A 22,438-nucleotide genomic window follows, 5' to 3' on the forward strand; every position below is an offset into this window, starting at 1 on the left:
GCCGAGGAGCCACTCCTCAAGCCCTCGCGGGCTTTCCTCGTCCTTTCAAAAGGATCAAACCAGCTTCAGATCGGAGGCCATCTGGCGCCCGTCGCGGCCTTCTTCCAGTGCGTAGTCCACCTTCTGATTGTCCGCCAGCCCGGTCAGACCGGACCGTTGTACTGCTGAAATATGAACAAAGACGTCCTTGCCGCCCTCGCTCGGTTCAATGAATCCATAGCCCTTCGTGGTATTGAACCACTTCACGGTGCCCGTCGGCATGTCCGCGTCTCCTTCACCCTTGTCTTGCCAGAGGCGTCCAGACCTCCGGGTCTTGTCCGCCACCTTCGCCGTTCCTGCCGCGCGCACCGGAGAAATACCCCCGTGCCAGCCGCCTGAGCGTCGAAAGTCACGTAGGGTCAAGGATTGCATGGCTTTGTAAAAAATCAAGGACAAGCGCTGGCGGCGCGGCCGTCGCGTGATAATTTGCGGAAAAATCCCGGAGGCCCAAATGCAGCTCTATGGTCTGAAAACCTGCGATACCTGCCGCAAGGCATTGAAAGCCTTGCCAGATGCGCGATTTGTCGATGTCCGGGCCGAGGGCGTGCCAGAGGACGTGCTGCGCCGCGCAATCGGGCAGTTCGATGACAAATTGGTCAACACCCGTTCCACCACATGGCGCGGACTGACCGAAGCGCAGCGCGCCGAGCCGCCTGAGGCGCTGCTCGCCGCCCATCCGACGCTGATGAAACGGCCGCTGATCGTCGCCGGTGAGCGGATGTACCTCGGCTGGAGCAGGGAGGTTCAGGCCGCCTTGGCCGGGCAGGGGGAATCCGGAGCCTAATTTCCCGGCTTGGAACCGGGGGCGCGATTGCTTACCTCAAGTGCGAGACGACACAAGGACCCCTCATGCGCAACGCAGCATCGACCCTCGGCGTAATCGGCGGCATCATCGCGATGATCGTCGGCTTCTTCAGCTATGGCTATACCGAAATGGTCACCCGCTATGGCGAGATCGAGGGGCTGGCGCAGCAGCTGAGCAATGTCGAGCTGATCCGCGCCGCCGCCGTGCTCTCGCCGCTTCTCGCGATTGCCGGCGGTGCCATGTCCAAGGCCCGGGCGCTCTGGGGCGGGCTTCTGCTGCTGCTGTCTTGCGGTCTGATGTACGTGGCCTATGGGTTCAACGTCGGCACCATGTTCCCGATCGCCTTCACCGGTCTCGGCGGTCTGCTGGCGTTGTTGGCCGGCAAGCCCGACGAGCCCAAGGCGCATTTCTGAACGATGGACACGCCATACCCAAGGATCGGCGCGCTGGCGGTTCTGGTCGAGGGGGACCGGGTGCTGCTGGTGTGCCGCGCCGCGCACAAGCCCGATGCGGGGCTCTGGGGCTTTCCCGGCGGCCATGTGGAGCCCGGCGAGACCGTTCACGCCGCCGCCGTCCGTGAGCTGATGGAAGAGACCTGCCTCAGCGCCACGCCGGTAGAGACGCTCACCCATCTCGACCTGATCCGCCATGATGCCGGTGGCGCTTTGCTCTTTCACTACTTGCTGGTGGCCGTGCGCTGCAGCGGGGCCAGTGGCAGGCTCACGGCCGGCGACGATGCCGCCGAAGCCGCTTGGCATCCGGTCGAGGCCGTGCTCACCGGCGCGCTGCCGACCAGCCGCGATGTCGATACCGTGCTGCGGCTGGCCGTGGGCGATGTGCGCGGTTTCGCCGATCGCGGGCCCGGGGCTGGAGACACGGCGGCGAATGCACTACCTCAGCCGGCAACGAAGGAGAAATGACATGCGTTACCTGTTTGTGACCTGCCTTGCGCTGCTGCCCACCATCACGCTGGCCGCCAATCCCGATTGCGCCGTCTTTGGCGGCATCGTCGACCGGATCGTCGCCGAACGCGTCGAGGGCACCGAGATGATGGCTGCGATGGAAGTGGTTGCCGCCGAGTACACCGGCGAGCAGGCGCGCTTTGCCGGCACCATCCCGCATCTGACCGATTGGGTCTACAACGGGCTGGCCGAAGAGCACCTGACCGACGAGGCCGGGCAGGCTTTCGCCGCCCAGTGCGCCGCGCAGTAACCGGGCGGACTCGACTCTTCGCGCGGCAGGGCCAATATAACACCCCATGAGCCTGCCCCCCGGATTCCTCGAAGAGCTGCGCACCCGCCTGTCGCTAGTCGACGTGGTGGGCCGCAAGGTCATGTGGGATGCCCGCAAGAGCAACCAGGGCAAGGGCGACATGTGGGCACCTTGCCCATTCCATCAGGAAAAAAGTGCGTCGTTTCATTTAGATGACCGCAAGGGCTTCTACTATTGCTTCGGGTGCCACGCCAAGGGCGACGCGATCTCCTTTGTCCGCGAGACCGAGAATGTCGGTTTCATGGAGGCGGTCGAGATCCTCGCCGGCGAGGCCGGCCTGCCGATGCCGGCGCGCGACCCACAGGCGCAGCAGAAGGCCGACCGCCGCACGGTCCTGAGCGAGGTGATGGAGCAGGCGGTGCAATTCTTCCGCCTGCAGCTGCGCACCGGTGCCGCCGCCGAGGCGCGCGCCTATCTCGACCGGCGCGGGCTGGCCCCGGCGACGCTCGAACGCTTCGAGATCGGCTTTGCGCCCGACACCTGGCAGGGGCTCTGGGATCACCTGCGGGCGAAGGAGGTGGCGGAGGAGCTGATCCTCGCCGCCGGGCTGGCGCGGCCGAGCCAGAAGGGCGGCCGGCCCTATGACACCTTCCGCGGCCGCATCATCTTTCCGATCCGCGATGCGCGGGGCCGGGCGATTGCCTTTGGCGGCCGGGCGATGGACCCGAAAGACAATGCCAAGTACCTGAACTCGCCGGAAACCGAGCTCTTCGACAAGAGCCGCAGCCTCTACAACCTCGGCCCCGCGCGAGAGGCCTGTGGCAAGGGCCAGCCGCTGGTGGTGGCCGAGGGCTACATGGACGTGATCGCGCTGGTCGAGGGCGGTTTCGGCGCCTCGGTGGCGCCGCTCGGCACCGCGGTGACCGTAGAGCAGTTGCGGCTGATGTGGCGGATGTCGGACGAGCCGATCATCGCGCTCGACGGCGACACTGCCGGGCTGCGCGCCGCGCACCGGGTGATCGATCTGGCGCTGCCGCTTCTGGAGGCCGGCAAGTCGCTGCGCTTCGCGCTGATGCCGGAAGGGCAGGACCCCGACGACCTGCTGCGTGCCAAGGGGGCCAAGGCGGTTCAGGCGCTGCTCGACCAGGCCCTGCCGATGGTGCGGCTGTTGTGGCGGCGCGAGACCGAGGGCAGGGTTCTCGACAGTCCCGAGCGCAAGGCAGCGCTCGACAAGGCGCTGCGCGAGAAGATCAAGCTGATCCAGGACCCCTCGATCCGCAGCCATTACGGTCAGGAAATCAAGGAGTTGCGCTGGCAGCTGTTCTCGGCCGGTCGTCGCAAGCCGGCCCCGGGCCAGAAGCGCCCGCCGTGGAAACCCGGTCAGAAACGCTGGCAGCCGCCAGAGCCGCCGCGCGCCGGCACCAAGGCCTCTCTGCTGGCCGCCGCCGACGAGGTGGCGTTTACCGCGATGCGCGAGGCGGTGATCCTGGCGGCGGCGATCCGCACCCCGGCGGTGGTGCAACACTTCGACCACGCGCTCGAGAACCTGCCCTGTGCGGCGCCCGAACATGCAAGGCTGCGCGACCTGATCCTGCGCCATGCCGAGCACGGCGAGACGGTGCTTTGCGAGGAAATCGAACGATCGATGGGGATTGGTGCCCTTGAAAATCTGCTCGCCATGCGCCATGTGGCAATCATCCCGTGCATCCGCAAACCCGGCGATATCGATCTGGCCCGTATGACCCTGGCCGAGGAATTCGCAAAGCTCACCGCGCATCACGGGTTGCAGGCCGAGATCGAGGAGGCCGCCGAGGATCTGGGCCAGATCGCCGACGAAGCGGTGACATGGCGGCTGGGACAGGCGGCCGAGGCGCGCAACCGTGCCGCTTCGGGCTCGCAGGAAGACAACACGGAATATGACACCGGACCAAATGGCGCGCGAATCAATCGGGACGAACGCAACAGGCTGGACGCCCTTCTTGACCAGATCGCCCATGCTAAATCGCGGAAATAACGCGGTTTGGAGAGGAAATTGTAGATAATTCGGCGTAGAACCCTGCACGAATCGCTGAGATTCGGTAATGATTCGGACCAGCGAATCACTCGCGCCGCAAACAGGAGCCCCGCATGGCCGCCAAAGACAACGACGATCAGAAGACCGACTCCCAGGAGGACGTGTCGCTCGACATGAGCCAGGCAGCGGTCAAGAAGATGATCGGCGAAGCGCGCGAGCGTGGATTTATCACCTACGACCAGCTCAATCAGGTGCTGCCGCCGGATCAGGTCTCGTCCGACCAGATCGAGGACGTGATGTCGATGCTGTCGGAAATGGGCATCCAGGTCACCGAGGAAGACGAGGACGCCGAGGAAGACGACAACAAGGGTGCGACCGATCTGGTCGAGACCAAGAAACCGGGCGAAGTGGCGCTGTCGTCGGGCGGGGCGGAAAAGCTCGACCGCACCGACGACCCGGTGCGCATGTACCTGCGCGAGATGGGGTCCGTCGAACTGCTGTCGCGCGAGGGCGAGATCGCCATCGCCAAGCGGATCGAGGCCGGCCGCAACACGATGATCGCCGGGCTCTGCGAAAGCCCGCTGACCTTCCAGGCAATCACCATCTGGCGTGACGAACTTCTGTCCGAAGACATTCTGCTGCGCGACGTGATCGATCTCGAGACCACGTTTTCCGGCCAGCTCGACGAAGAGGGCGGGGTGGGCGAACCGGTGGTCGAGGCCGCCAATGTGGCGACCGCGCCGAAAAAGGACACCGGGCCCGAGCTCGACGCCGATGGCAACCCGATTGCCAAGGACGACGACGAGGACGAGGACGAGCAGGCCAACATGTCGCTGGCCGCGATGGAGACCGCGCTCAAGCCGCAGGTCCTCGAGACGCTCGACCGCATCGCCGACGACTATTCCCGCCTGTCCGAAATGCAGGACAGCCGGATCTCGGCCACGCTGAACGAGGATGGCACCTTTTCCGCCGAGGAAGAGGCCACCTATCAGCAGCTGCGGTCCGAGATCGTCCTGCTGGTCAACGAGTTGCACCTGCACAACAATCGGATCGAGGCGCTGATCGACCAGCTCTACGGCATCAACCGCCGGATCATGGCGATCGACAGCTCGATTGTGAAACTGGCCGATCAGGCACGGATCAACCGCCGCGAGTTCGTCGATGCCTATCGCGGCTATGAGCTCGATCCCTCCTGGTTGGAGCGGATGGCGGAAAAGCCCGGCCGCGGCTGGCAGATGTTCATCGAACGCTCGGCCGACAAGGTCGAGGAACTGCGCACCGAGATGGCGCAGGTCGGCCAGTACGTCGGTCTGGATATCCCCGAGTTCCGCCGCATCGTCGGACAGGTCCAGAAGGGCGAGAAAGAGGCCCGTCAGGCCAAGAAGGAAATGGTCGAGGCCAACCTGCGCCTCGTCATCTCGATTGCGAAAAAGTACACGAACCGCGGGTTGCAGTTCCTTGATCTCATTCAGGAAGGCAACATCGGCCTGATGAAGGCCGTCGACAAGTTCGAGTATCGCCGCGGCTACAAGTTCTCGACCTACGCGACCTGGTGGATCCGTCAGGCGATCACCCGCTCGATTGCCGACCAGGCGCGCACCATCCGCATCCCGGTGCACATGATCGAGACGATCAACAAGCTGGTCCGCACCGGCCGCCAGATGCTGCATGAGATCGGCCGCGAGCCCACGCCGGAAGAACTGGCCGAGAAGTTGCAGATGCCGCTCGAGAAGGTCCGCAAGGTGATGAAGATCGCCAAGGAGCCGATCTCGCTCGAGACCCCCATCGGCGACGAGGAAGACAGCCAGCTCGGCGATTTCATCGAGGACAAGAACGCCGTTTTGCCGCTCGATTCCGCCATTCAGGAAAACCTGAAGGAAACCACGACGCGCGTGCTCTCGTCGCTTACCCCGCGCGAAGAGCGGGTGCTGCGGATGCGCTTTGGGATCGGCATGAACACCGACCACACGCTCGAGGAGGTCGGTCAGCAGTTCTCGGTCACCCGCGAACGGATTCGCCAGATCGAGGCCAAGGCGTTGCGCAAACTCAAGCACCCGAGCCGGTCGCGTAAGCTGCGCTCCTTCCTCGATCAGTAAGACATCGCGCCGGGCCAGAGTGGCCCGGCGTTTTTCCTTGTCCGGCGCGCCCCTCGCATGCCGGACGTGACAGTCATTGACAGTTTCCTTGGCCCGCATTGGAACCAAGTGATTCCCGGGGGCGTTCCTATTCCGAACACCGAAGGAGACTGCCATGATCCGCCTCATCCCCACCGCCATCGCTGCCAGCCTCGCTGCCGCCGGAGTTTTCGCGGCCACGGATGCGCAATGGGACGACTCCGCACCGCTGGTGCTGGAGGTCGAGGTCGCGGCCGAGGACCTTGCCCGCTGTCAGCAGACGCTGCGCGATCTGGCGTCGCAGCCGGTCGTCACGGACGCCGGCCATTCCGGGTTCTTCGCCAATACCTCTGATCTGCCGACAGTCGTTTGCGTCGTTTACTGACCGTCAGGCTGACGCCACCACCGCAGGCCGCCCTCCGAGGCGGCCTTTTTTTTCATCCGCGAGCCGGCGCCTGTGCATTCCGCACCAAATCCGCTTGGTGTAGGATGTGGCGAACAGCTGGCCGGCGATCCAGTTCCGCCGGCGGCATGATCATGCCAGACACGGCATAGAAGGGGGTACCTGATGTCATTTTTCAAGAAGCTCTTCGGCGGCGGCAGCGCCTCCGGCACCGACAAGGACGACGCCCAGCCTGAGGAATACAAGGGTTTCCTCATCCATCCACAGCCGGTCAAGCAACCCGGCGGCTACCGCATCGGCGCCCGGATCGAGAAAGACGTCGACGGCACAGCCCGCAGCCACGATCTGATCCGCGCCGATATCATCAGCGATCCGGAAGAGGCCGAACGCATGTCGCTGCTGAAGGCGAAACAGGTGATCGACGAGCAGGGCGAGCGGCTTTTCGGCTGAGCGTCGGACCGCCGCATGGCCATTGACCCTGCGGCACGTTCCGGGTCAGGTTGTCCCGTGCCCGGAGACCGCCATGATCAGACCGCTTGTCCTTGCTGCCCTCTGCCTGCCCACAGCCGCCGCTGCCGCCTGCTTTGGCGATGCCGGCACGCCGCTGTTTCACTGCACGGTCGACGGCGGAGAGACCGAGATCCGCGTCTGCCTGCAGGACAACGCTGCCTATTACGCCTATGGCGCGCCGGGCCGCGCGCCCGATATCGTGTTTTCGCGCCACGTGCAGGATATCCACCTGACCCCCTGGCCGGGGATCGGCCGAACTTATTGGGAAGAGGTGGCCTTTGCCAACGGCCCCTTCGAATACCGCATCAACCACAGCTTTGACCGCAACGGCGAACTGCCGGCGAGCGGATTGCTGACGGTGACCCGCGACGGGCTGCAGATCGCCGAGCTGCGCTGTCAGACCGGCGGTGCATCGGTGGCCGATTTCCAGCCGCTGTTCGACGCCAAGGAGGAAAGCGGCCAGTGCTATGATCTCGGATCGCGTGTCTGGGGCAGCTGCTCCTAGCCGGCGTGGGTCCGGCCCAGCACGGCACGGCCGATGATCCGGTCGAGCGACAGCGCACCGCCGCCCTTGATCACCAGCACCGAGAGCACGAAGACCCACAGCGCCCGCTGGTCGAGGATCACCGCATCCGGCACCCGGTCGAACCAGGCGCCGAGGGTTTCGGGATGGGCGAGCCCGCCGTGGCCGATGAGGTCGGTCAGGCTCTGGACCACGATGAACCCGATCATGCCGAGCGCCGCCAGCCGGGTGACCAGCCCCAACAGGATCATCAGCGGCAGCAGGACCTCGGCCCACATCCCGGCCACGACAACCAGCCAGTGAAACACGCCAAGCTGGCTGACATCATAGGTCACCGCCTCCATCGCCCTGGGGAAGATCTGCGCATAGGCCCCGGTCGAGGGCTGCAGGACGCCGAACAGCCCGTCGCCCAGCTTGGTCACCGCCGAGGCCCAGAAATAGACCATCAGCACCGCGGCAAAGACAATACGGGCGAGCAGCGGCAGCAGCCCGTCGAGGCTGCGCTCGAGAGCGTCTGAGATCATGTCATAGAGGTTGACGAGCGCGGTCATGGCGTGCCTTTCTTCAGGTCTGTCAATGCGTTGCCTGAAATCAGCAGGCTCAGGACGGCACCGAGGTCGACCTCCGGTGCCAAGGCCAGCGCGGCCTCGTAGGCTTGGCCCAGGGTTTTGTCCGACTGCAGCGCGGCGATGAAGGCGGCGCCGCCTTCGGGCAGCACATGCGGTTCCGGGTCGAACTCGGCACGCAGGATCAACGCGTCCTCGGCGGCGGGCGGGGGCTTGGGGCTGCCGGGCACCATGTTGTAGCGCCAGATCGACACCACCGGATAGCGCGAGCGCAGCAGCCGCAGCGACGGCGCGAGGCTCAGGCGCGCGGCCATCAGCGCCTCTGGCTCGAGGGCCAGCGCGGCGGGGTCGAGCGGCAGGGCATCGGCGGCGTGATAGCTCTCGCGGAGGGCGTATTCCAGCCGCGCCACATCGCCGAGATAGGGGTACTTCGCCAGCGGTGTGAAGTTCTCGAGGAAATCGCCGAAGCCCGCGCCGTAGTGCATCATCCGCGGCGAGCGGGGCGGCTCCTGGCGCAGGTAGAGCGCTGCGAGGTTGGTGAAATTATCCACGCCCAGCAGCTTTGCCACCGCCGGGAAGCCGGTCTTCAGCGCCTCTCCCAGCGAGCTGGCGATATTGTTGCGATAGACGTCGTAGCGGCGACCGGCGGGCCGGCCGGCGCCATCGACCAGCCCCTCTGGCACCGCCGCTCCGGCATCGAGCAGGGCCGCGCGGAAGGCAGCTTGCCCGGTCACGCCGGCACCTGCGCCAAGGCGCGGTCGGCGCGTCGCGCCTCGTCGTGCAGCGCCGGCCAGTCGGGCACGTCATTGTCCCATTCCACCAGCAGCGGACGCGGGCCCGAGCGCGCCAAGGTGTAGCCCAGCAGCGCCCAGACCGGGTCTGCGATGGCGCGGCCGTGGCTGTCGATCAACAGCGGCGCGCCGTGGTCGTCTTCGTCCTCGTCATGGCCGCCGAGATGCACTTCGCCGACGCGGGCCAGCGGAAAGGCGTCGATATAGCCCTGCGGCGAGAAGCCGAGGTTGGTGGCCGAGACAAAGACGTTGTTGACGTCGAGCAGCAGCCCGCAGCCGGTGCGGCGGGCGATCTCGTCAAGGAAGGCTGGCTCGTCCCAGCAACTCTCGGCAAAAGCGAGATAGGAGGAGGGATTCTCGAGCAGCATCTGCCGGCCGAGAGTCTCCTGCAGCTGGTCGATATGGTCGCAGATGCGCGCGAGCGTGGTGTTGGTATAGGGCAGTGGCAGCAGGTCGTTGAGGAAGTGGCTGTCGTGGGTCGACCAGGCGAGATGCTCGGAAAAGCTGGCCGGCTGCAGCCAGTCGCAGAGCTGCTTCAGCCGGGCGAGGTGGTCGGTGTCCAGCGGGCCTTCGCCGCCGATCGACAGGCCGACGCCATGGACCGAGAAGGCAAACCGCTCCGAGAGGGCGCGCAGCTGCGCCAAGGGCCGTCCGCCATCGCCCATATAGTTTTCGGCGTGGATTTCGAGCCATTCGACCGGCGCGGCCTCGGCCATGATCTGGCTGTAATGCTGCGGCTTGTAGCCGACGCCCGGCGCGGCGGGCAGGGCCTCGTGGTGACGGCTGGCGTCTGGCATGGCGGCTCTCCTCGGCCGTGGGGTGGGCAGCGCTGCCCACCCAGAGTGTCGCATGATGCCGGGCAGCTGCCCAGCCTTGGCAGCTCAGCTCTGCGGCAGATCGCGCTCGAGCGCCTCGAGCGAGCCCATGCGGTCCGAGCCGTCGGCCATTTCCGGCAGCTCGATCTCGGTGCAGGTGCCGGCGTCGACCAGGGTCCAGGCGTTGCCTTGGTAGTCGACTTTCGAGGTGCCGGCGCAGGTGGTGCCGGGGCCTGCGGCGCAATCGTTCTCGCCGGCCAGCGAGACACCGTAGCATTTCTCTTTCTCTTGCGCCTGGGCGGTCGTGACCTGAGCGGCAAGAGCGGCGGCAACAGCACCGGCGACGGCGACGGTTTTCATGATATTCGACATTGGTTCATCCCTTTTGGTCAGTGGTCCGGTCATCCGGTCCAATGCCACCCCTGCGGCGGCTGTCCCAAGAATAGAGCCTGCCCGGGGGCGCAATCACTTCACAGGCCCGTGGATCACGGATGCGTAATCGCCTGTCAGGCCGGCGTGATGCCGCGTGTCCGCTATGCCGGGGAAGTCCTTGAAAACAAACGGGGCGCCACATGGAATGTGACGCCCCGACAGGTTCCGGCGCTGGAATGTTACAGCCGCGCCGGTGAAAACGACAGATAACTCTCCGTCGATCACGGCGCGATTGCCGAATGTTACAACGCTTCGGCCGGCGCATCGGCCGCAATGGGATCGGCAAGGTCGGGCGGCGTCGCATCGCGGGCCAGCGCCGAGATCATCTCGTCCACCGGTTTGACCTCGGTACGTTTCTCGCCCAGCCGGCGCACGGTGACCGTCCGTTCCTCGACCTCGCGGCCGCCCACGGCAAGGATCACCGGCACCTTGCCCAGCGAATGTTCGCGGACCTTGTAGTTGATCTTCTCGTTGCGAATGTCGGCCTCGGCGCGCACGCCCTGGGCCTGCAGCGCGGCGACCACCTCCTGCACGTACTCGTCAGCGTCAGAGATGATCGAGGCCACAACCACCTGCCGCGGCGCCAGCCAGAACGGCAGCTTGCCTTCCCAGTTCTCGATCAGGATGCCGATGAAGCGCTCGAAGGAGCCGAGGCAGGCGCGGTGCAGCATGTAGGGGCGGTGCTTGGCGCCATCGGCGGCGATGTAGTTCGCGCCCAGTCGCTCGGGCAGGTTGGGATCGACCTGAAAGGTGCCGCACTGCCAGACCCGGCCGATCGCGTCGGTCAGGTAGAAATCGAGCTTCGGCCCGTAGAAGGCACCATCGCCCGGCTCGAGCGTATAGTCGCGGCCCACCGCCTTGATCGCGTTCTCCAGCGCGCCTTCGACATAGTCCCAGCTCTCGTCGCTGCCGACCCGCTTTTCGGGACGGGTGGCGAATTTGATCTCGAACTCCGGGAAACCCAGCTCGGCATAGACGTCGGCGAGGAAGTCGATGAACTTGGCGCATTCCTCCTGGATCTGCTCTTCGGTGCAGAAGATATGCGCGTCATCCTGGGTAAAGCCGCGCACCCGCATGATGCCATGCAGCGCGCCCGAGGGCTCGAACCGCGCGCAGGAGCCGAACTCGGCCAGCCGCAGCGGCAGGTCGCGATAGGATTTCAGACCCTGATTGAACACCTGCACGTGGCAGGGGCAGTTCATCGGCTTCAAGGCATTGATCCGCGTCTGGCCCTTGTCCTTCACCGCCGCGTCATCGTTCTCGCCGTCGCGGCTCTCGTCGACCTCGACCACGAACATGTGGTGCTGGTACTTGTCCCAGTGGCCCGAGGCCTCCCAGAGCTTGCGGTCGACCACCTGCGGGGTGTTGATCTCGCGGTAGCCGCCGGCGCGCTGCTTGCGGCGCATGTAGTCCTGTAGCTGGGTATAGATGGTCCAGCCGTCGGGATGCCAGAACACCTGACCCGGCGCCTCTTCCTGCATGTGGAACAGGTCCATCTCGCGGCCCAGCTTGCGGTGATCGCGCTTCTCGGCCTCTTCGAGGAAGTTGAGATACTTGCGCAGGTCTTCCTTGTTCTGGAAGCCGACGCCGTAGATCCGCTGCAGCATCTGCCGGTTGCTGTCCCCGCGCCAATAGGCGCCCGCCACGCTCATCAGCTTGAAGCCATCGGCGGGCACCTGACCGGTGTGCTGCAGGTGCGGCCCGCGGCAGAGGTCCTGCCAGTCGCCGTGCCAGTACATCCTGAGCGGCTCGTCGCCCGGGATGGCGTCGATCAGCTCGACCTTGTAGGGCTCGCCGCTGTCCTCGTAATGCTTGACCGCGCGGGCGCGCTCCCAGACCTCGGTGCGGACCGGATCACGCATGTTGATGATCTCGCGCATCTTCTTTTCGATCTCGCCCAGATCTTCGGGGGTAAAGGGTTCGGCGCGGTCGAAATCATAGTACCAGCCGTTTTCGATCACCGGGCCGATGGTGACCTTGACGTCGGGCCAGAGCTCTTGCACCGCGCGGGCCATGATATGCGCCAGATCGTGGCGGATAAGCTCGAGCGCCGGGGCGTCGTCCTTCAGGGTGTTGATCGCGATCTGCGCGTCAGCTTCGATGGGCCACTGCATGTCCCAATGCTTGCCATCGACAGTGGCCGAGACGGCCTTCTTGGCGAGCGATTTGGAAATGTCGGCAGCCACATCCGCAGGGGTGATGCCCGCGGGAAACTCGCGCGCATTGCCATCGGGGAAAGTCAGGGAGATTTGAGCCATGTTTGGCCTCCTCGTCGGTTTGGCGCCTACAAAACGCCCGGTTGCGGGTATGTGGTGGCCGCGATGTGACCCGGCGGGGCCGGCATGTCAAGGCCGCAGACCCGGAGATTTGATCCGGCCCGCCCGTGCGCTACAACCTGTTGGCACAGCAACACGCCGGGAGCCGGGCCGATCGCCAACCACATCTTCCAAACTATCTCGGGCGAAGAGACCGACCCCCGCGAGGCCCGCAACGGGCTGCGCCATATCGTGTCGCTGACCGCCAGCAAGCTCGCCGACGGGCTGATCGACCCCAAGCTGATCCTGTCGTGGTTGCTCACCTCGCTGGGCGCGCCGGCGGTGCTGGTGGGGCTCCTGGTACCGATCCGCGAGGCCGGCGCGCTCTTGCCGCAGATTCTGTTGTCGGGCTGGCTGCGCCGGCTGCGTCAACGCAAACGGTTCTGGGCAGCGGGCGCCGTCGGGCAGGGAGTCTCGGCCGGGCTGATTGCGCTGGCGGCGCTGACGCTCACCGGTCAGGCGGCCGGGTTGGCGATCTGTGCCGCGCTGGCGGCGCTGGCCCTGTCGCGGGCGGCCTGTTCGGTAAGCTACAAGGATGTGCTGGGCAAGACCGTCGAGAAATCCCGCCGCGGGTCGGTCACCGGTGCGGCAGGCAGCGTCTCGGCCGCCGGGGTGATCGGGCTGGGCGTGCTGTTGCTCACCGACGTGTTGCGCAGCGAGACCGCGGTGGTCATGGCGATCGCGCTGGCGGCGTGCCTCTGGCTGGCGGCGGCGGCGCTGATGCTGCGGCTCGAGGAAGCGCCGAGCACCCCAGAGGACGAGGCCCGCCCCGATCTGTCGCCGCTCTGGCGCGACCGGCAGCTGCAGCTCTTCATCCTGGTGCGCGGCATGCTGGTGCCCACCGCGCTGGCGCCGCCTTATTTCGTGTTGCTGGCCAGCCAGTCCGGCGGTCTCGCGCTTGACCGTCTCGGCGTGCTGGTGCTGGTTTCCGCCGCCGCGTCGTTTCTCAGCTCCTATGTCTGGGGTCGGCTCGCCGATCGGTCCAGCCGCTGGGTGCTGATCCTCACCGGGCTGATCGGTGCCGCCGCGATGCTGGCTGCCGTCGGGGCGCGAGCCCTGGGGCTGACCCAGACGGTCTGGGCGATTCCGCTGGCGCTGTTCCTGCTGATGCTGGCCTATCACGGGGTCCGGCAGGGGCGCTCGACCTATCTCGTCGACATGGCGCCAGAGGACAAGCGCGCCACCTATGCCGCGCTGGCCAATACCGCCATTGGCACGCTCTTGCTGGTGGCCGGCACCCTTGGCGGTCTGGCGGCGCTGATCGGACCCTCGGCCGCGTTGATCGGCTTTGCCGCGCTCTGCCTCGCGGCCAGCGGGGTGGCGCTCTGGCTCGACGAGGTCGAATAAAGCGCGTTGCCCTCGGCCGTCGCTGCGGCCACACTCGCCGCGTTGCAACATCCGGAGCCTTCGATGACCGCGCCGCAGACCCTGACCACCGCCCAAGGCCGCCAGATCGCCTATCACAAGACCGAAGGCGAGGGGCCAACCGTGGTCTTCCTCGGCGGGTTCAAATCCGACATGGCGGGCACCAAGGCGGTCTGGCTCGAGGACTGGTGCCGCAGTCGGGGCCGCGGCTTCCTGCGGTTCGACTACTCCGGCCATGGCGTCAGCTCCGGCAGGTTCGAGGACGGCTGCATCGGCGATTGGGCCGAGGACGCCGAGGCAGTGATCCGCGCCACCTGCGACGAGCCGCTGGTGCTGGTGGGGTCGTCCATGGGCGGCTGGATCTCGCTGCTGCTGACCCGACGGCTGGGCAAAATCGCCGGACTGGTGACCATCGCCGCCGCACCCGACTTCACCGAGGATGGCTATTGGGCGGGCTTCAACGCGGAACAGCGCGCGCAGGTGATGGAACAGGGCTATTTCGATGTGCCTTCCGATTACGGCGATCCCTACCGCATCACCCGCCGCCTGATCGAGGACGGCCGCACCCACCTCGTGCTGCGCACGCCGCTGCGACTGCCGTTTCCGGTGCGGTGCCTGCAGGGCACCGAGGATGCCGCCGTCAGCCGCGAAACCGCGTTGCGCCTGCTCGACCACGCCGAGAGCCCCGACATGGCGCTGAGCTTTCTCAAAGGCGCCGACCACAGCTTCTCCGCGCCCGACTGCCTGCCGCTGATTGCCCGCGCCATCGAAGAGGTCAGCTGACCTCAGACCCCGATTTCCGGCCCGAGGCACATCATCGGCTCGCGGTTCTGGGTCGCCTCGTAAAGCTCGGTGCCCTCGGGGTCATCCTCGAAGCGCGCCACCAGACCGGCCGCGCTGCGCTTGAAGCTCCAGCACTGCGGTTCGGGGGTGTCCTCGTAGACAAAGCAGATCATGCCGCGGCTGTCCTCGTACCACTCGCCCTCGCGGCAGCGGCCGTCGAGGAAGGACCAGCGCACGCGGCGGTCTTCCATGTATTCCTCGACCCCGTACTCGCGGCCGTTTGAGCCGAAATAGAGCGTCTTTCCCGTGGTGTAGGCCTCGAACTCCGCCGCCGACATCTCTGCCAGCGCGGGGCTGGCCAGGGCTGTGGCAAGGGCCAAAAGTGCATGTCTTATCATGGTGCCAATCTGACAGGAGGGCACGGCGAGGGGCAAGTCACAATTCTGCCGGTCGGGGCTGCCAGCGGTCGGCCAGCGGATCCATGACCCGGCGCCATTGCGCCGGCCAGAGCGCGATCAGCGCCATCACCGGCAGCGAATGCGGCAGGGTGGGCATCTCCTCGGGGTCGAGCCGCAACCCGGGATAGGCGACGCCCGGCCGGGTATGGTGATCGGAATGCCGCGGTGCGTTCAGCATCAGGGCCGAAGAGCACCAATGCGGCGTGTTCCAGCTGTGCTGCGGGCCGCAGGGCTCGGGTTTGCCATTGGCGCGGATCGCGCGCGGCAGGCGGTAATGCTGCACGTAATCGGTGATCATCAGCTGGCTCTGCACATAGGCCGCCAGCCCCAGGTGCGCCAGCAGCCCCGGCAGCCCGGCCAGCGCCAGCGAGACCGCGAGCGCCGCGAGGCTGATCGCGGCATAGCTCAGGTAGGGATGCCACCCCTGCGCCCCGGCGCGCGCGCGCCGGGCGGTCTCGGCCGCCTTGCCGGCGCGGTACTCACTGCGCCAGACCCGCCAGAGATAGCGGTAGAAGCTCTCGCGCCCGCGCGGGCTGTTGGGGTCCTTGGCGGTGCCCACATGGACGTGATGCACCAGCGGATGGGCCGAGGCATGGTGGCCGTAGAGCACCGAGGCATAGACCGCGACGCCCAGCCGCCGGAGCCGCCGGTCGGAGCGGTGGATCAGCTCATGGGCGTTGGAATTGCCCACTTGGCCGAGAAACAGCGCAAAGGCCAGAAACCCCGCCACCCGCTCCGCCCCGGTGGCGCCGGTCTTGCCTGCGACCAGCACCACCGCCAGCGCCAGCAGCGGAAACTGCAGCAGCCCGAGCACCACCGACAGCGCGGTGCCGGCGGGAAACTCCGCCCCCGGATCGCCCGGCGCGGCAAGGGCGCGCAGCCGGTCGAGGGCAAAGACCAGCAGCGTCAGATAGGCCAGCGCTGCCCATATCCAGACCCCGCCGAGGACGCCCGCCGCGACAAGCAGCAGGACCGGGGCACATGTGGCGGCGGCGAAACGGGTCACTGGTGGCGGTCTCCTTGTCCTGTCTGAGGGCAATATATGAAGAATTGGTTTCCGATAGGACAATTCGTGGAATTTTCGCGGCAATCGGCAACGCGAATGGCGGGCCGGAGGTCGCATTTGGCCTCGCACGCGGGGGCCGGGCTTTCTACAGTCGCGGCAAGTCAGGGAAGGAACGATGATGGCACTCGACGAACGCAAGGGCGTGTGGAAATCCGGCCGCGGCAAGGGGCGGCGCACGCCCAAGGGCCGTCAGTTCGACGACCAGGCGCTGGCCGAGGTACAGGCGCTGCTGGGCGAGCGACCGCGCCGCCGCGACCTGCTGATCGAGTTCCTGCACCTGATCCAGGACGCGCATGGCCATCTTTCGGCGGCGCATCTGCGCGCGCTGTGCGAAGAGATGAAGCTGCCGATGGCCGAGGTCTGGGAGGTGGCGACTTTCTATGCTCATTTCGACCCGCTGCGCGAAGACGAGACCCCGCCGCCGGCGCTGACCATACGGGTCTGTGATTCGCTCTCCTGCGAGCTGGCCGGGGCCGAGGCGCTGCGGGCGGCGCTGGAAGAGGGGCTGGACCCCGATGAAGTCCGGGTTCTGCGCGCGCCCTGCATGGGCCGCTGCGACACTGCGCCGGTGCTGGAACTCGGCCACAACCACATCGATCACGCCACGCCCGAAACGGTCGCGGCGGCGATTGCGGCTGGCGAGACCCATGCGCATCTGCCCCAGTATCAAGGGTTTGCCGCCTATCGTGACGCCGGCGGCTATGCCACCCTGGCCGAGCTGCGCGCCTCTGGCGACTGGGAGGCGGTGCAGGACAAGGTGCTTGCGTCGGGCCTGCGGGGCCTGGGCGGGGCAGGCTTTCCCTCCGGCAAGAAGTGGGGCTTCGTGCGCGGCAATGCCGGTCCCCGCTATCTCGCTGTCAATGGCGACGAGGGCGAGCCCGGCACCTTCAAGGACCGCTTTTACCTCGAGCGGGAACCGCATGTTTTTCTTGAGGGAATGCTGATCGCCGCCTGGGCGGTGGAGGCCGAGACCTGCTTTCTCTACATGCGCGACGAATACCCGGCGGTGCTGGAAATCCTGCGCCGCGAGATCGCCGCGCTGGAAGCGGCGGGCCTTGTCGCGCCCGGCTATATCGACCTGCGCCGCGGCGCCGGCGCCTATATCTGCGGCGAGGAAAGCGCGATGATCGAGTCGATCGAGGGCAAGCGCGGGTTGCCGCGCCACCGGCCGCCTTATGTGGCGCAGGTCGGCGTCTTTGGCCGGCCGACGCTGGTGCACAACATCGAGACGCTGCATTGGGTGGCGCGGGTCTGTCGCGAGGGGCCCGAGATCCTCTCGGGCGTCGAGAAGAATGGCCGCAAAGGCCTGCGCTCCTATTCGGTTTCCGGGCGGGTGCGGAAACCGGGGGTGCATCTGCTGCCGGCGGGCTCGACCATCCGCGACGTGATCGCCGCGGCGGGGGGGATGTGCGAAGGCCACAGTTTCAAGGCCTACCAGCCGGGCGGGCCCTCCTCGGGGCTGCTGCCGGCGTCGATGGATGACATTCCGCTCGATTTCGACACGCTGCAGCCGCATGGCAGCTTTATCGGCTCGGCTGCGGTGGTGGTGCTCTCTGACCACGACAGCGCCCGCGATGCCGCGCTCAACATGCTGCGGTTCTTCGAGGACGAGAGCTGCGGGCAATGCACGCCCTGCCGGGTGGGCTGCGAGAAGGCGGTCAAGCTGATGCAGGCCGAACACTGGGACCAGGGGCTGCTGGAGGAGGTCAGCCAGGCGATGGCGGATGCCTCGATCTGCGGGCTGGGGCAGGCGGCGCCGAACCCGATCCGGCTGGTGATGAAACATTTCGCTCAGGAGATCTGAGGCTTTGGGGGCGCTGCCCCCGGCCTGCGGCCTCCCCCGAGGGTATTTTTGAACAGAAGAAGCAGGGGGATCGCGCAGGTCGCCGGGGTCAGTGGTTCTTGTAGACGGCGCAGGAGCAGCCCTTGCGGCGGGCGGCGCGGCAGATCTCTTCGGCGGCGTCGCGCTGCATCCGGCTGACCCGTGCCATCCAGTAGCCGGGGCGACCGCGCACGCGGTTCTCGACGAAGACGATGTCCGGGCTCTGGCCCACCGCCGCGCGGCAGGCGCGAGTGGCGCGGGTGAAATTGGCGCGGGCGCTGTCCTGGCTGGTGCCGAAGGCCAGCTGCGCCCCCCAGGTCGCCAGTGTCGGGATCGGCCGCAGCCTGGGGCGCAGGCTGCGCAGGGCGGGGTCGACGAGGGCCAGATCGACCGGGCCGGCCTCTGGCAGCGGGCCGAGCTCGGGCAGGGGGGCGCCCCAGCGGCCAAGGATCAGCTCGCGGCAGGCGGCGTCGAAGTCGACCTCCGGCGCGAGGCGGAACTTTGGCGCAGCCGGCGGGTTGTCTCGCCAGGTTTCAGGGGTGTCTCCGGTGGTCAGGATGACGAAATCCACAGTCGCCGGCGGAATGCCGTTTCCCGCAAGAAAGGTCTCGGCCTGCTCCGGACCGCCGGCAAGTGCCAGTGCTGCCAGGCCAGGGGTGCCGAAGCGCTCTTGCAGCGCGGCGAGCTGGCCGGCGGTGGCGGGGATGCTTTCCGGCGCGTCGTGGTGCCCCAGTTCCCGGACCACACGGGCCAGCAGATCGGGCGAGAGCCTCACCGCCCGGGCCGCGCCGGCGATGCGGTCGCAGGTCATGCTGGCAGTGCCCTCCTGGGCGCGGACCACCGGAGAGAGAAGCATCAGGAGGGAAATCATCAGGAGGGCAAGCCGCATGAGGCCAATGTGTGGCGACGGCCAATCAAGTCAACCAGACCTTTTCCTGTCGAGATGAAAGTTATAGGTGAACTGCAAAGGAGACCAAGCCCATGTCGTTTTTCGGAAAGCTCAAGGACCGGTTGTTCAAGTCCTCGTCGAAGCTCGACGAGGGGCTCGAGGCAATCGTCGAGGACGGCGGCGAACTGGCCGCTCCGGACCCGGATGTGACGCCGGGGCCGGACACCGCGCCCGAGCCTGAGCCGGAGGTGGTGCCGGAGCCCGACCCGAGCCCCGCGCCCGAACCCGAGACGGTGCCCGAGACCGAGCCCGAAACGGTGCCGGAGCCCGAACCCGAGACCGTGCCCGTGCCGGACCCGGCGCCGCGTCCGCAGCCCGACGTGACACCGACGCCGGCCCCCACCGAGGTGCCGCAGCCCGATGTGCCGACCGGCGTGCCGGGGCCTGAGCAGACGCCGCAGGAGATGCCGGGCACGACCTCGCCGATCGAGATGCCTCGGCCGGAGACCCCGGCCGAGGTGCCGACCCGGACACCGGGGCTTCTCGGGCGTCTGCTGGGGCGGAGCGGCCAGCCAGAGGTGCTGCGTCGCACCCTCGACGACACCATGCTCGAGCAGCTCGAAGAGCTGCTCATCGCCTCCGACATGGGTGTCGACACCGCGCTGCGGGTCACCGCCAACATGGCCGAGGGACGCTATGGCAAGAAGCTCTCGGTGCAGGAGATCAAGCAGCTGCTCTCGCGCGAGATCGCCCGGGTGATGGAGCCTGTGGCGCGGCCGCTGCCGCTTTATGCCAAGACGCCGCAGGTGGTGCTGGTGGTGGGGGTCAACGGCTCTGGCAAGACCACGACAATCGGCAAGCTTGCCAGCCAGTTCCGCGCGGCGGGCAAGACGGTGGTGATCGCCGCCGGCGACACCTTTCGCGCCGCGGCGGTCGAACAGCTGCAGGTCTGGGGCGACCGCGCCGGGGTGCCGGTGCTGACCGCGCCAGAGGGTTCCGACCCGGCGAGCCTGGCGTATGACGCGATGGAACAGGCGGCGCGGGACGGCGCCGACCTCTTGCTGATCGACACCGCCGGGCGGTTGCAGAACCGCAAGGACCTGATGGAGGAGCTGTCGAAGATCGTCCGCGTCATCCGCAAGAAGGACCCCGACGCCCCGCACAATACGCTCTTGGTGCTCGATGCCACCACCGGGCAGAACGCGCTGTCACAGGTCAAGACCTTCCAGGAGCTGGCCGATGTCACCGGCCTCGTGATGACCAAGCTCGACGGCACCGCCAAGGGCGGTGTCCTCGTGGCGCTGGCCGACAAGTTCGGCCTGCCGATCCATGCCATCGGCGTGGGCGAGAAGATCGACGATCTCGCCCCCTTCGACCCCGAGGATTTCGCCGCCGCGCTCACCGGTCTCGACAGGTGACAGCGCCGTCAGTGCGTGCCCCAGAGGCGCTCGACCTGGCGCAAAAGGAACAGCACCGTCACCACGATTACCGTGGCCAGCGCCGCCAGAAGCATCTGCCCCGCCCCACAGCCCAGACCGACCGCACCCGACAGCCAGAGCGAGGCACCGGTGGTGATGTTCTTGACCTCGCCATTGGCGGTAAAGATCAGCCCGGCGGCGAGGAAGGCCACCCCGGCGGTCACCGCCTCGATCATCCGCAGCGGGTCATGCTGCTGCTCCTTGCTGTCGCCGAACTCGAGCTGGCTGATCTCCAGCCCGAGGATGACGAAGAGGCAGGCCGCCACGCAGACCAGAATATGGGTGCGCAGCCCGGCCGGCTTGTGACGCCATTCGCGCTCCAGCCCGATGATCCCGCCGAGGGCGACTGCCGCCAGCAAACGCGCCAGAGAGGCCCCCACCGGCACCACCGAGAAGTTGTTTTTGAATTCTCCAAGGATTTGTTCAAGCATCGAAAAGCCTTGATCTCGCCTGCAGGTCCAACGTGCGACCGCGGCGGATGTTCCCAAGTGCAGCAGGCCGCATGAGCGCCTGGCTGATCTCGCTCGAGGGCACCGAGGAGGGCCAGCGGCTGGCGCTGATCCTGGCGCTTTCGGCCGCCTTTCTGCATGCGGTGTTTGGCGCGCTGCAGAAGGGTCGGCATGATCCCTGGCTGTCGCGCGGCGCCATCGACGGCGCCTACGGGCTGATGGCGGCACCCTTCGCGCTCTTTGTGGTGCCCTGGCCAGAGCCGCATATGTGGGCGATCTTTGCGGGCGCCTTCGTGATCCACACTGCCTACAAGCTGTTGCAGGCGATGGCCTACGCCCGCGGCGCCTATACGGTGGTCTACCCGGTGGTGCGCGGCACCGGGCCGCTGTTTGCGGTGATCGGCGCCTGGCTGATCTTCGGCGAGACCTTCACGGCGGTGCAATGGCTGGGGGTGGGGGTGCTGCTGGCCGGGATCTTCGGGCTGGCGGTCTACAACCTGATCATCCTCACCGCGGCGCGCGAAACCTTGAACGCGGCGCTGGCGCTGGCGGTCTTTACCGGGCTGTTCGTGGCGCTCTATACGACCTACGACGCCTATGGTATCCGCGCCACCGCCGATCCCTTCACCTTTCTCGCCTGGTTCTTCATGATCGACGGGCTGGTGATGCCGGTGCTGGCCGTGGCGCGCTGGCGGCGGGCGGCGGTCAACCCGCCGCTTGCGCCGCTCTTGCTGCGCGGCGGGATCGGCGGTCTGGTGGCGTTTGCGAGCTTCGGTTCGATCATGCTGGCCACACGGCTCGACAAGGTGGGCGAGGCGGCGGTGCTGCGCGAGACCTCGACGGTCTTTGCCGCGGTGATCGGCTGGCTGGTGCTGAAGGAAACAGTGGGGCCGCGGCGCATCGCGCTGATGGCCTTGATCGCGGCAGGGGCCGTGATCGTGGAAATGGGTGGATGACAGAGGTCCAGATGACAGACAAACGCGAGATCAACCCGGTGCTGAAACAGGTGCTGGAACTGGGGCCGCCACTGGCCTTCTTCGGGCTCTACCTCTGGCTCAAGGAAGATGTCTTCGTCTTTGGCGGGCAGGAGTATTCCGGCTTCATCGTCGCCACCGTGGTCTTTGTGCCGATCGTGCTGCTGGCGATGGCGATCAACTGGGCGCTGACCCGCGAGCTGAGCCGGATGCAGGTGTTCACCGCGATCATGGTGATCTTCTTCGGCGCGCTCACCGCCTGGTTCAACGACGAGCGGTTCTTCAAGATGAAGACGACGCTGGTCTACGGCTTCTTTGCGCTGCTGCTGGGCATCGGGCTGTTGCGCGGCAAGTCCTATCTCGCCTACCTGCTGTCGGATGCGGTGGCGATGCAGCCCGAGGGCTGGATGATCCTGACCCGGCGGATCTGCCTCGGGTTCCTGGCGCTGGCGGTGATCAACGAGGTGGTCTGGCGGACGCTGAGCACCGACCTCTGGGTCAAGATCGAGACCTTCGGCTTTCCGATCGCGCTCTTCGTCTTCATCTGGGCGCAGTTCGCGGCCCTGCACGAGTACATGGAGCCCGAGGAAGACAAGGGCTGAGACGGCGCTTGTC

The 22,438-nt window shown here is 66.7% G+C and carries 25 protein-coding genes; 15 read left to right on the top strand and 10 right to left on the bottom strand.

The window, feature by feature from the left end; translation table 11 throughout:
• Positions 1-54: 54 nt before the first annotated feature.
• A complete protein-coding gene (locus VOI27_RS15405) occupies positions 55-261 on the bottom strand; it encodes a cold-shock protein (protein ID WP_323766254.1) in 207 nt (68 codons plus the stop codon).
• Between the two features lie 229 nt (positions 262-490).
• On the opposite strand from VOI27_RS15405, the gene VOI27_RS15410 reads away from it, so the two are divergent.
• The 9 genes from VOI27_RS15410 (at position 491) to VOI27_RS15450 (ending at position 7,602) form a co-directional block, all read left to right on the top strand.
• Entirely contained in the window at positions 491-823 is a 333-nt protein-coding gene (locus VOI27_RS15410; protein ID WP_323766255.1) for an ArsC/Spx/MgsR family protein, read from the top strand.
• 65 nt (positions 824-888) lie between these two features.
• Complete coding sequence (locus VOI27_RS15415) at positions 889-1,257, top strand: hypothetical protein (protein ID WP_323766256.1); 369 nt, start codon at positions 889-891, stop codon at positions 1,255-1,257.
• Between the two features lie 3 nt (positions 1,258-1,260).
• Entirely contained in the window at positions 1,261-1,764 is a 504-nt protein-coding gene (locus VOI27_RS15420; RefSeq protein ID WP_323766257.1) for an NUDIX hydrolase, read from the top strand.
• Between the two features lies 1 nt (position 1,765).
• Positions 1,766-2,056 carry a hypothetical protein gene (locus tag VOI27_RS15425; RefSeq protein ID WP_323766258.1) on the top strand — a complete coding sequence of 97 codons (291 nt, stop codon included), beginning with the start codon at positions 1,766-1,768 and terminating at the stop codon, positions 2,054-2,056.
• Between the two features lie 46 nt (positions 2,057-2,102).
• Positions 2,103-4,070, top strand: a complete 1,968-nt coding sequence (gene dnaG, locus VOI27_RS15430; RefSeq protein ID WP_323766259.1) for a DNA primase — start codon at positions 2,103-2,105, stop codon at positions 4,068-4,070.
• A gap of 113 nt (positions 4,071-4,183) precedes the next feature.
• Positions 4,184-6,166 (top strand): RNA polymerase sigma factor RpoD, encoded by a 1,983-nt coding sequence (gene rpoD / locus VOI27_RS15435; protein ID WP_323766260.1) that lies wholly within the window; start codon positions 4,184-4,186, stop codon positions 6,164-6,166.
• A 154-nt stretch (positions 6,167-6,320) separates the two neighbouring features.
• Complete coding sequence (locus VOI27_RS15440) at positions 6,321-6,569, top strand: hypothetical protein (RefSeq protein ID WP_323766261.1); 249 nt, start codon at positions 6,321-6,323, stop codon at positions 6,567-6,569.
• 183 nt (positions 6,570-6,752) lie between these two features.
• Positions 6,753-7,037: an HlyU family transcriptional regulator gene (locus tag VOI27_RS15445; RefSeq protein WP_323766262.1), complete on the top strand. Its 285-nt coding sequence runs from the start codon at positions 6,753-6,755 to the stop codon at positions 7,035-7,037.
• 73 nt (positions 7,038-7,110) lie between these two features.
• The gene (locus tag VOI27_RS15450) at positions 7,111-7,602 is read left to right on the top strand and encodes a hypothetical protein (protein ID WP_323766263.1); all 492 of its coding nucleotides are present in this window, start codon (positions 7,111-7,113) and stop codon (positions 7,600-7,602) included.
• On the opposite strand, the gene VOI27_RS15455 is transcribed toward VOI27_RS15450, so the two are convergent.
• The 5 genes from VOI27_RS15455 to thrS all read right to left on the bottom strand — a co-directional run bounded on the left by VOI27_RS15455 (position 7,599) and on the right by thrS (position 12,482).
• Positions 7,599-8,171, bottom strand: coding sequence for a DoxX family membrane protein (locus VOI27_RS15455; RefSeq protein ID WP_323766264.1), 573 nt, complete (start codon positions 8,169-8,171; stop codon positions 7,599-7,601). The genes VOI27_RS15450 and VOI27_RS15455 overlap by 4 nt on opposite strands.
• A complete protein-coding gene (locus tag VOI27_RS15460; protein ID WP_323766265.1) occupies positions 8,168-8,920 on the bottom strand; it encodes a DNA-binding domain-containing protein in 753 nt (250 codons plus the stop codon). The genes VOI27_RS15455 and VOI27_RS15460 overlap by 4 nt, the downstream gene beginning before the upstream one ends.
• The gene (locus VOI27_RS15465; RefSeq protein ID WP_323766266.1) at positions 8,917-9,774 is read right to left on the bottom strand and encodes a DUF692 domain-containing protein; all 858 of its coding nucleotides are present in this window, start codon (positions 9,772-9,774) and stop codon (positions 8,917-8,919) included. Before VOI27_RS15465 ends, VOI27_RS15460 begins: the two co-directional genes overlap by 4 nt.
• Positions 9,775-9,858: 84 nt before the next feature.
• Positions 9,859-10,164, bottom strand: coding sequence for a DUF2282 domain-containing protein (locus tag VOI27_RS15470; protein ID WP_323766267.1), 306 nt, complete (start codon positions 10,162-10,164; stop codon positions 9,859-9,861).
• A gap of 302 nt (positions 10,165-10,466) precedes the next feature.
• Positions 10,467-12,482 (bottom strand): threonine--tRNA ligase, encoded by a 2,016-nt coding sequence (gene thrS, locus VOI27_RS15475; RefSeq protein WP_323766268.1) that lies wholly within the window; start codon positions 12,480-12,482, stop codon positions 10,467-10,469.
• Positions 12,483-12,566: 84 nt separating this feature from the next.
• Between thrS and VOI27_RS15480 the strand changes: the two genes are divergently transcribed.
• Together VOI27_RS15480 and VOI27_RS15485 are read left to right on the top strand one after the other, a co-directional pair.
• The gene (locus tag VOI27_RS15480) at positions 12,567-13,886 is read left to right on the top strand and encodes an MFS transporter (RefSeq protein ID WP_323766269.1); all 1,320 of its coding nucleotides are present in this window, start codon (positions 12,567-12,569) and stop codon (positions 13,884-13,886) included.
• A 63-nt stretch (positions 13,887-13,949) separates the two neighbouring features.
• Complete coding sequence (locus VOI27_RS15485) at positions 13,950-14,687, top strand: alpha/beta hydrolase (protein WP_323766270.1); 738 nt, start codon at positions 13,950-13,952, stop codon at positions 14,685-14,687.
• 2 nt (positions 14,688-14,689) lie between these two features.
• On the opposite strand, the gene VOI27_RS15490 is transcribed toward VOI27_RS15485, so the two are convergent.
• Both VOI27_RS15490 and VOI27_RS15495 read right to left on the bottom strand, forming a co-directional pair.
• Positions 14,690-15,085, bottom strand: a complete 396-nt coding sequence (locus tag VOI27_RS15490) for a hypothetical protein (RefSeq protein ID WP_323766271.1) — start codon at positions 15,083-15,085, stop codon at positions 14,690-14,692.
• A 37-nt stretch (positions 15,086-15,122) separates the two neighbouring features.
• Positions 15,123-16,151 carry an alkane 1-monooxygenase gene (locus VOI27_RS15495; RefSeq protein WP_323766272.1) on the bottom strand — a complete coding sequence of 343 codons (1,029 nt, stop codon included), beginning with the start codon at positions 16,149-16,151 and terminating at the stop codon, positions 15,123-15,125.
• A gap of 178 nt (positions 16,152-16,329) precedes the next feature.
• Between VOI27_RS15495 and VOI27_RS15500 the strand changes: the two genes are divergently transcribed.
• Positions 16,330-18,015 (top strand): NAD(P)H-dependent oxidoreductase subunit E, encoded by a 1,686-nt coding sequence (locus tag VOI27_RS15500; RefSeq protein WP_323766273.1) that lies wholly within the window; start codon positions 16,330-16,332, stop codon positions 18,013-18,015.
• An 88-nt stretch (positions 18,016-18,103) separates the two neighbouring features.
• On the opposite strand, the gene VOI27_RS15505 is transcribed toward VOI27_RS15500, so the two are convergent.
• Positions 18,104-18,889 carry a hypothetical protein gene (locus tag VOI27_RS15505; RefSeq protein ID WP_323766274.1) on the bottom strand — a complete coding sequence of 262 codons (786 nt, stop codon included), beginning with the start codon at positions 18,887-18,889 and terminating at the stop codon, positions 18,104-18,106.
• Between the two features lie 125 nt (positions 18,890-19,014).
• Here VOI27_RS15505 and ftsY point away from each other — a divergent pair, with 125 nt between their 5' ends.
• Positions 19,015-20,340 carry a signal recognition particle-docking protein FtsY gene (gene ftsY / locus VOI27_RS15510; RefSeq protein WP_323766275.1) on the top strand — a complete coding sequence of 442 codons (1,326 nt, stop codon included), beginning with the start codon at positions 19,015-19,017 and terminating at the stop codon, positions 20,338-20,340.
• An 8-nt stretch (positions 20,341-20,348) separates the two neighbouring features.
• On the opposite strand, the gene VOI27_RS15515 is transcribed toward ftsY, so the two are convergent.
• The gene (locus tag VOI27_RS15515; protein ID WP_323766276.1) at positions 20,349-20,831 is read right to left on the bottom strand and encodes an MgtC/SapB family protein; all 483 of its coding nucleotides are present in this window, start codon (positions 20,829-20,831) and stop codon (positions 20,349-20,351) included.
• A 71-nt stretch (positions 20,832-20,902) separates the two neighbouring features.
• On the opposite strand from VOI27_RS15515, the gene VOI27_RS15520 reads away from it, so the two are divergent.
• Both VOI27_RS15520 and VOI27_RS15525 read left to right on the top strand, forming a co-directional pair.
• A complete protein-coding gene (locus tag VOI27_RS15520) occupies positions 20,903-21,805 on the top strand; it encodes a DMT family transporter (RefSeq protein ID WP_323766277.1) in 903 nt (300 codons plus the stop codon).
• 11 nt (positions 21,806-21,816) lie between these two features.
• Positions 21,817-22,425: an inner membrane-spanning protein YciB gene (locus tag VOI27_RS15525; protein ID WP_323766278.1), complete on the top strand. Its 609-nt coding sequence runs from the start codon at positions 21,817-21,819 to the stop codon at positions 22,423-22,425.
• Positions 22,426-22,438 lie beyond the last annotated feature (13 nt).

The organism is Marinovum sp. (assembly GCF_034669705.1).
Taxonomy (GTDB): Bacteria; Pseudomonadota; Alphaproteobacteria; order Rhodobacterales; family Rhodobacteraceae; genus Marinovum.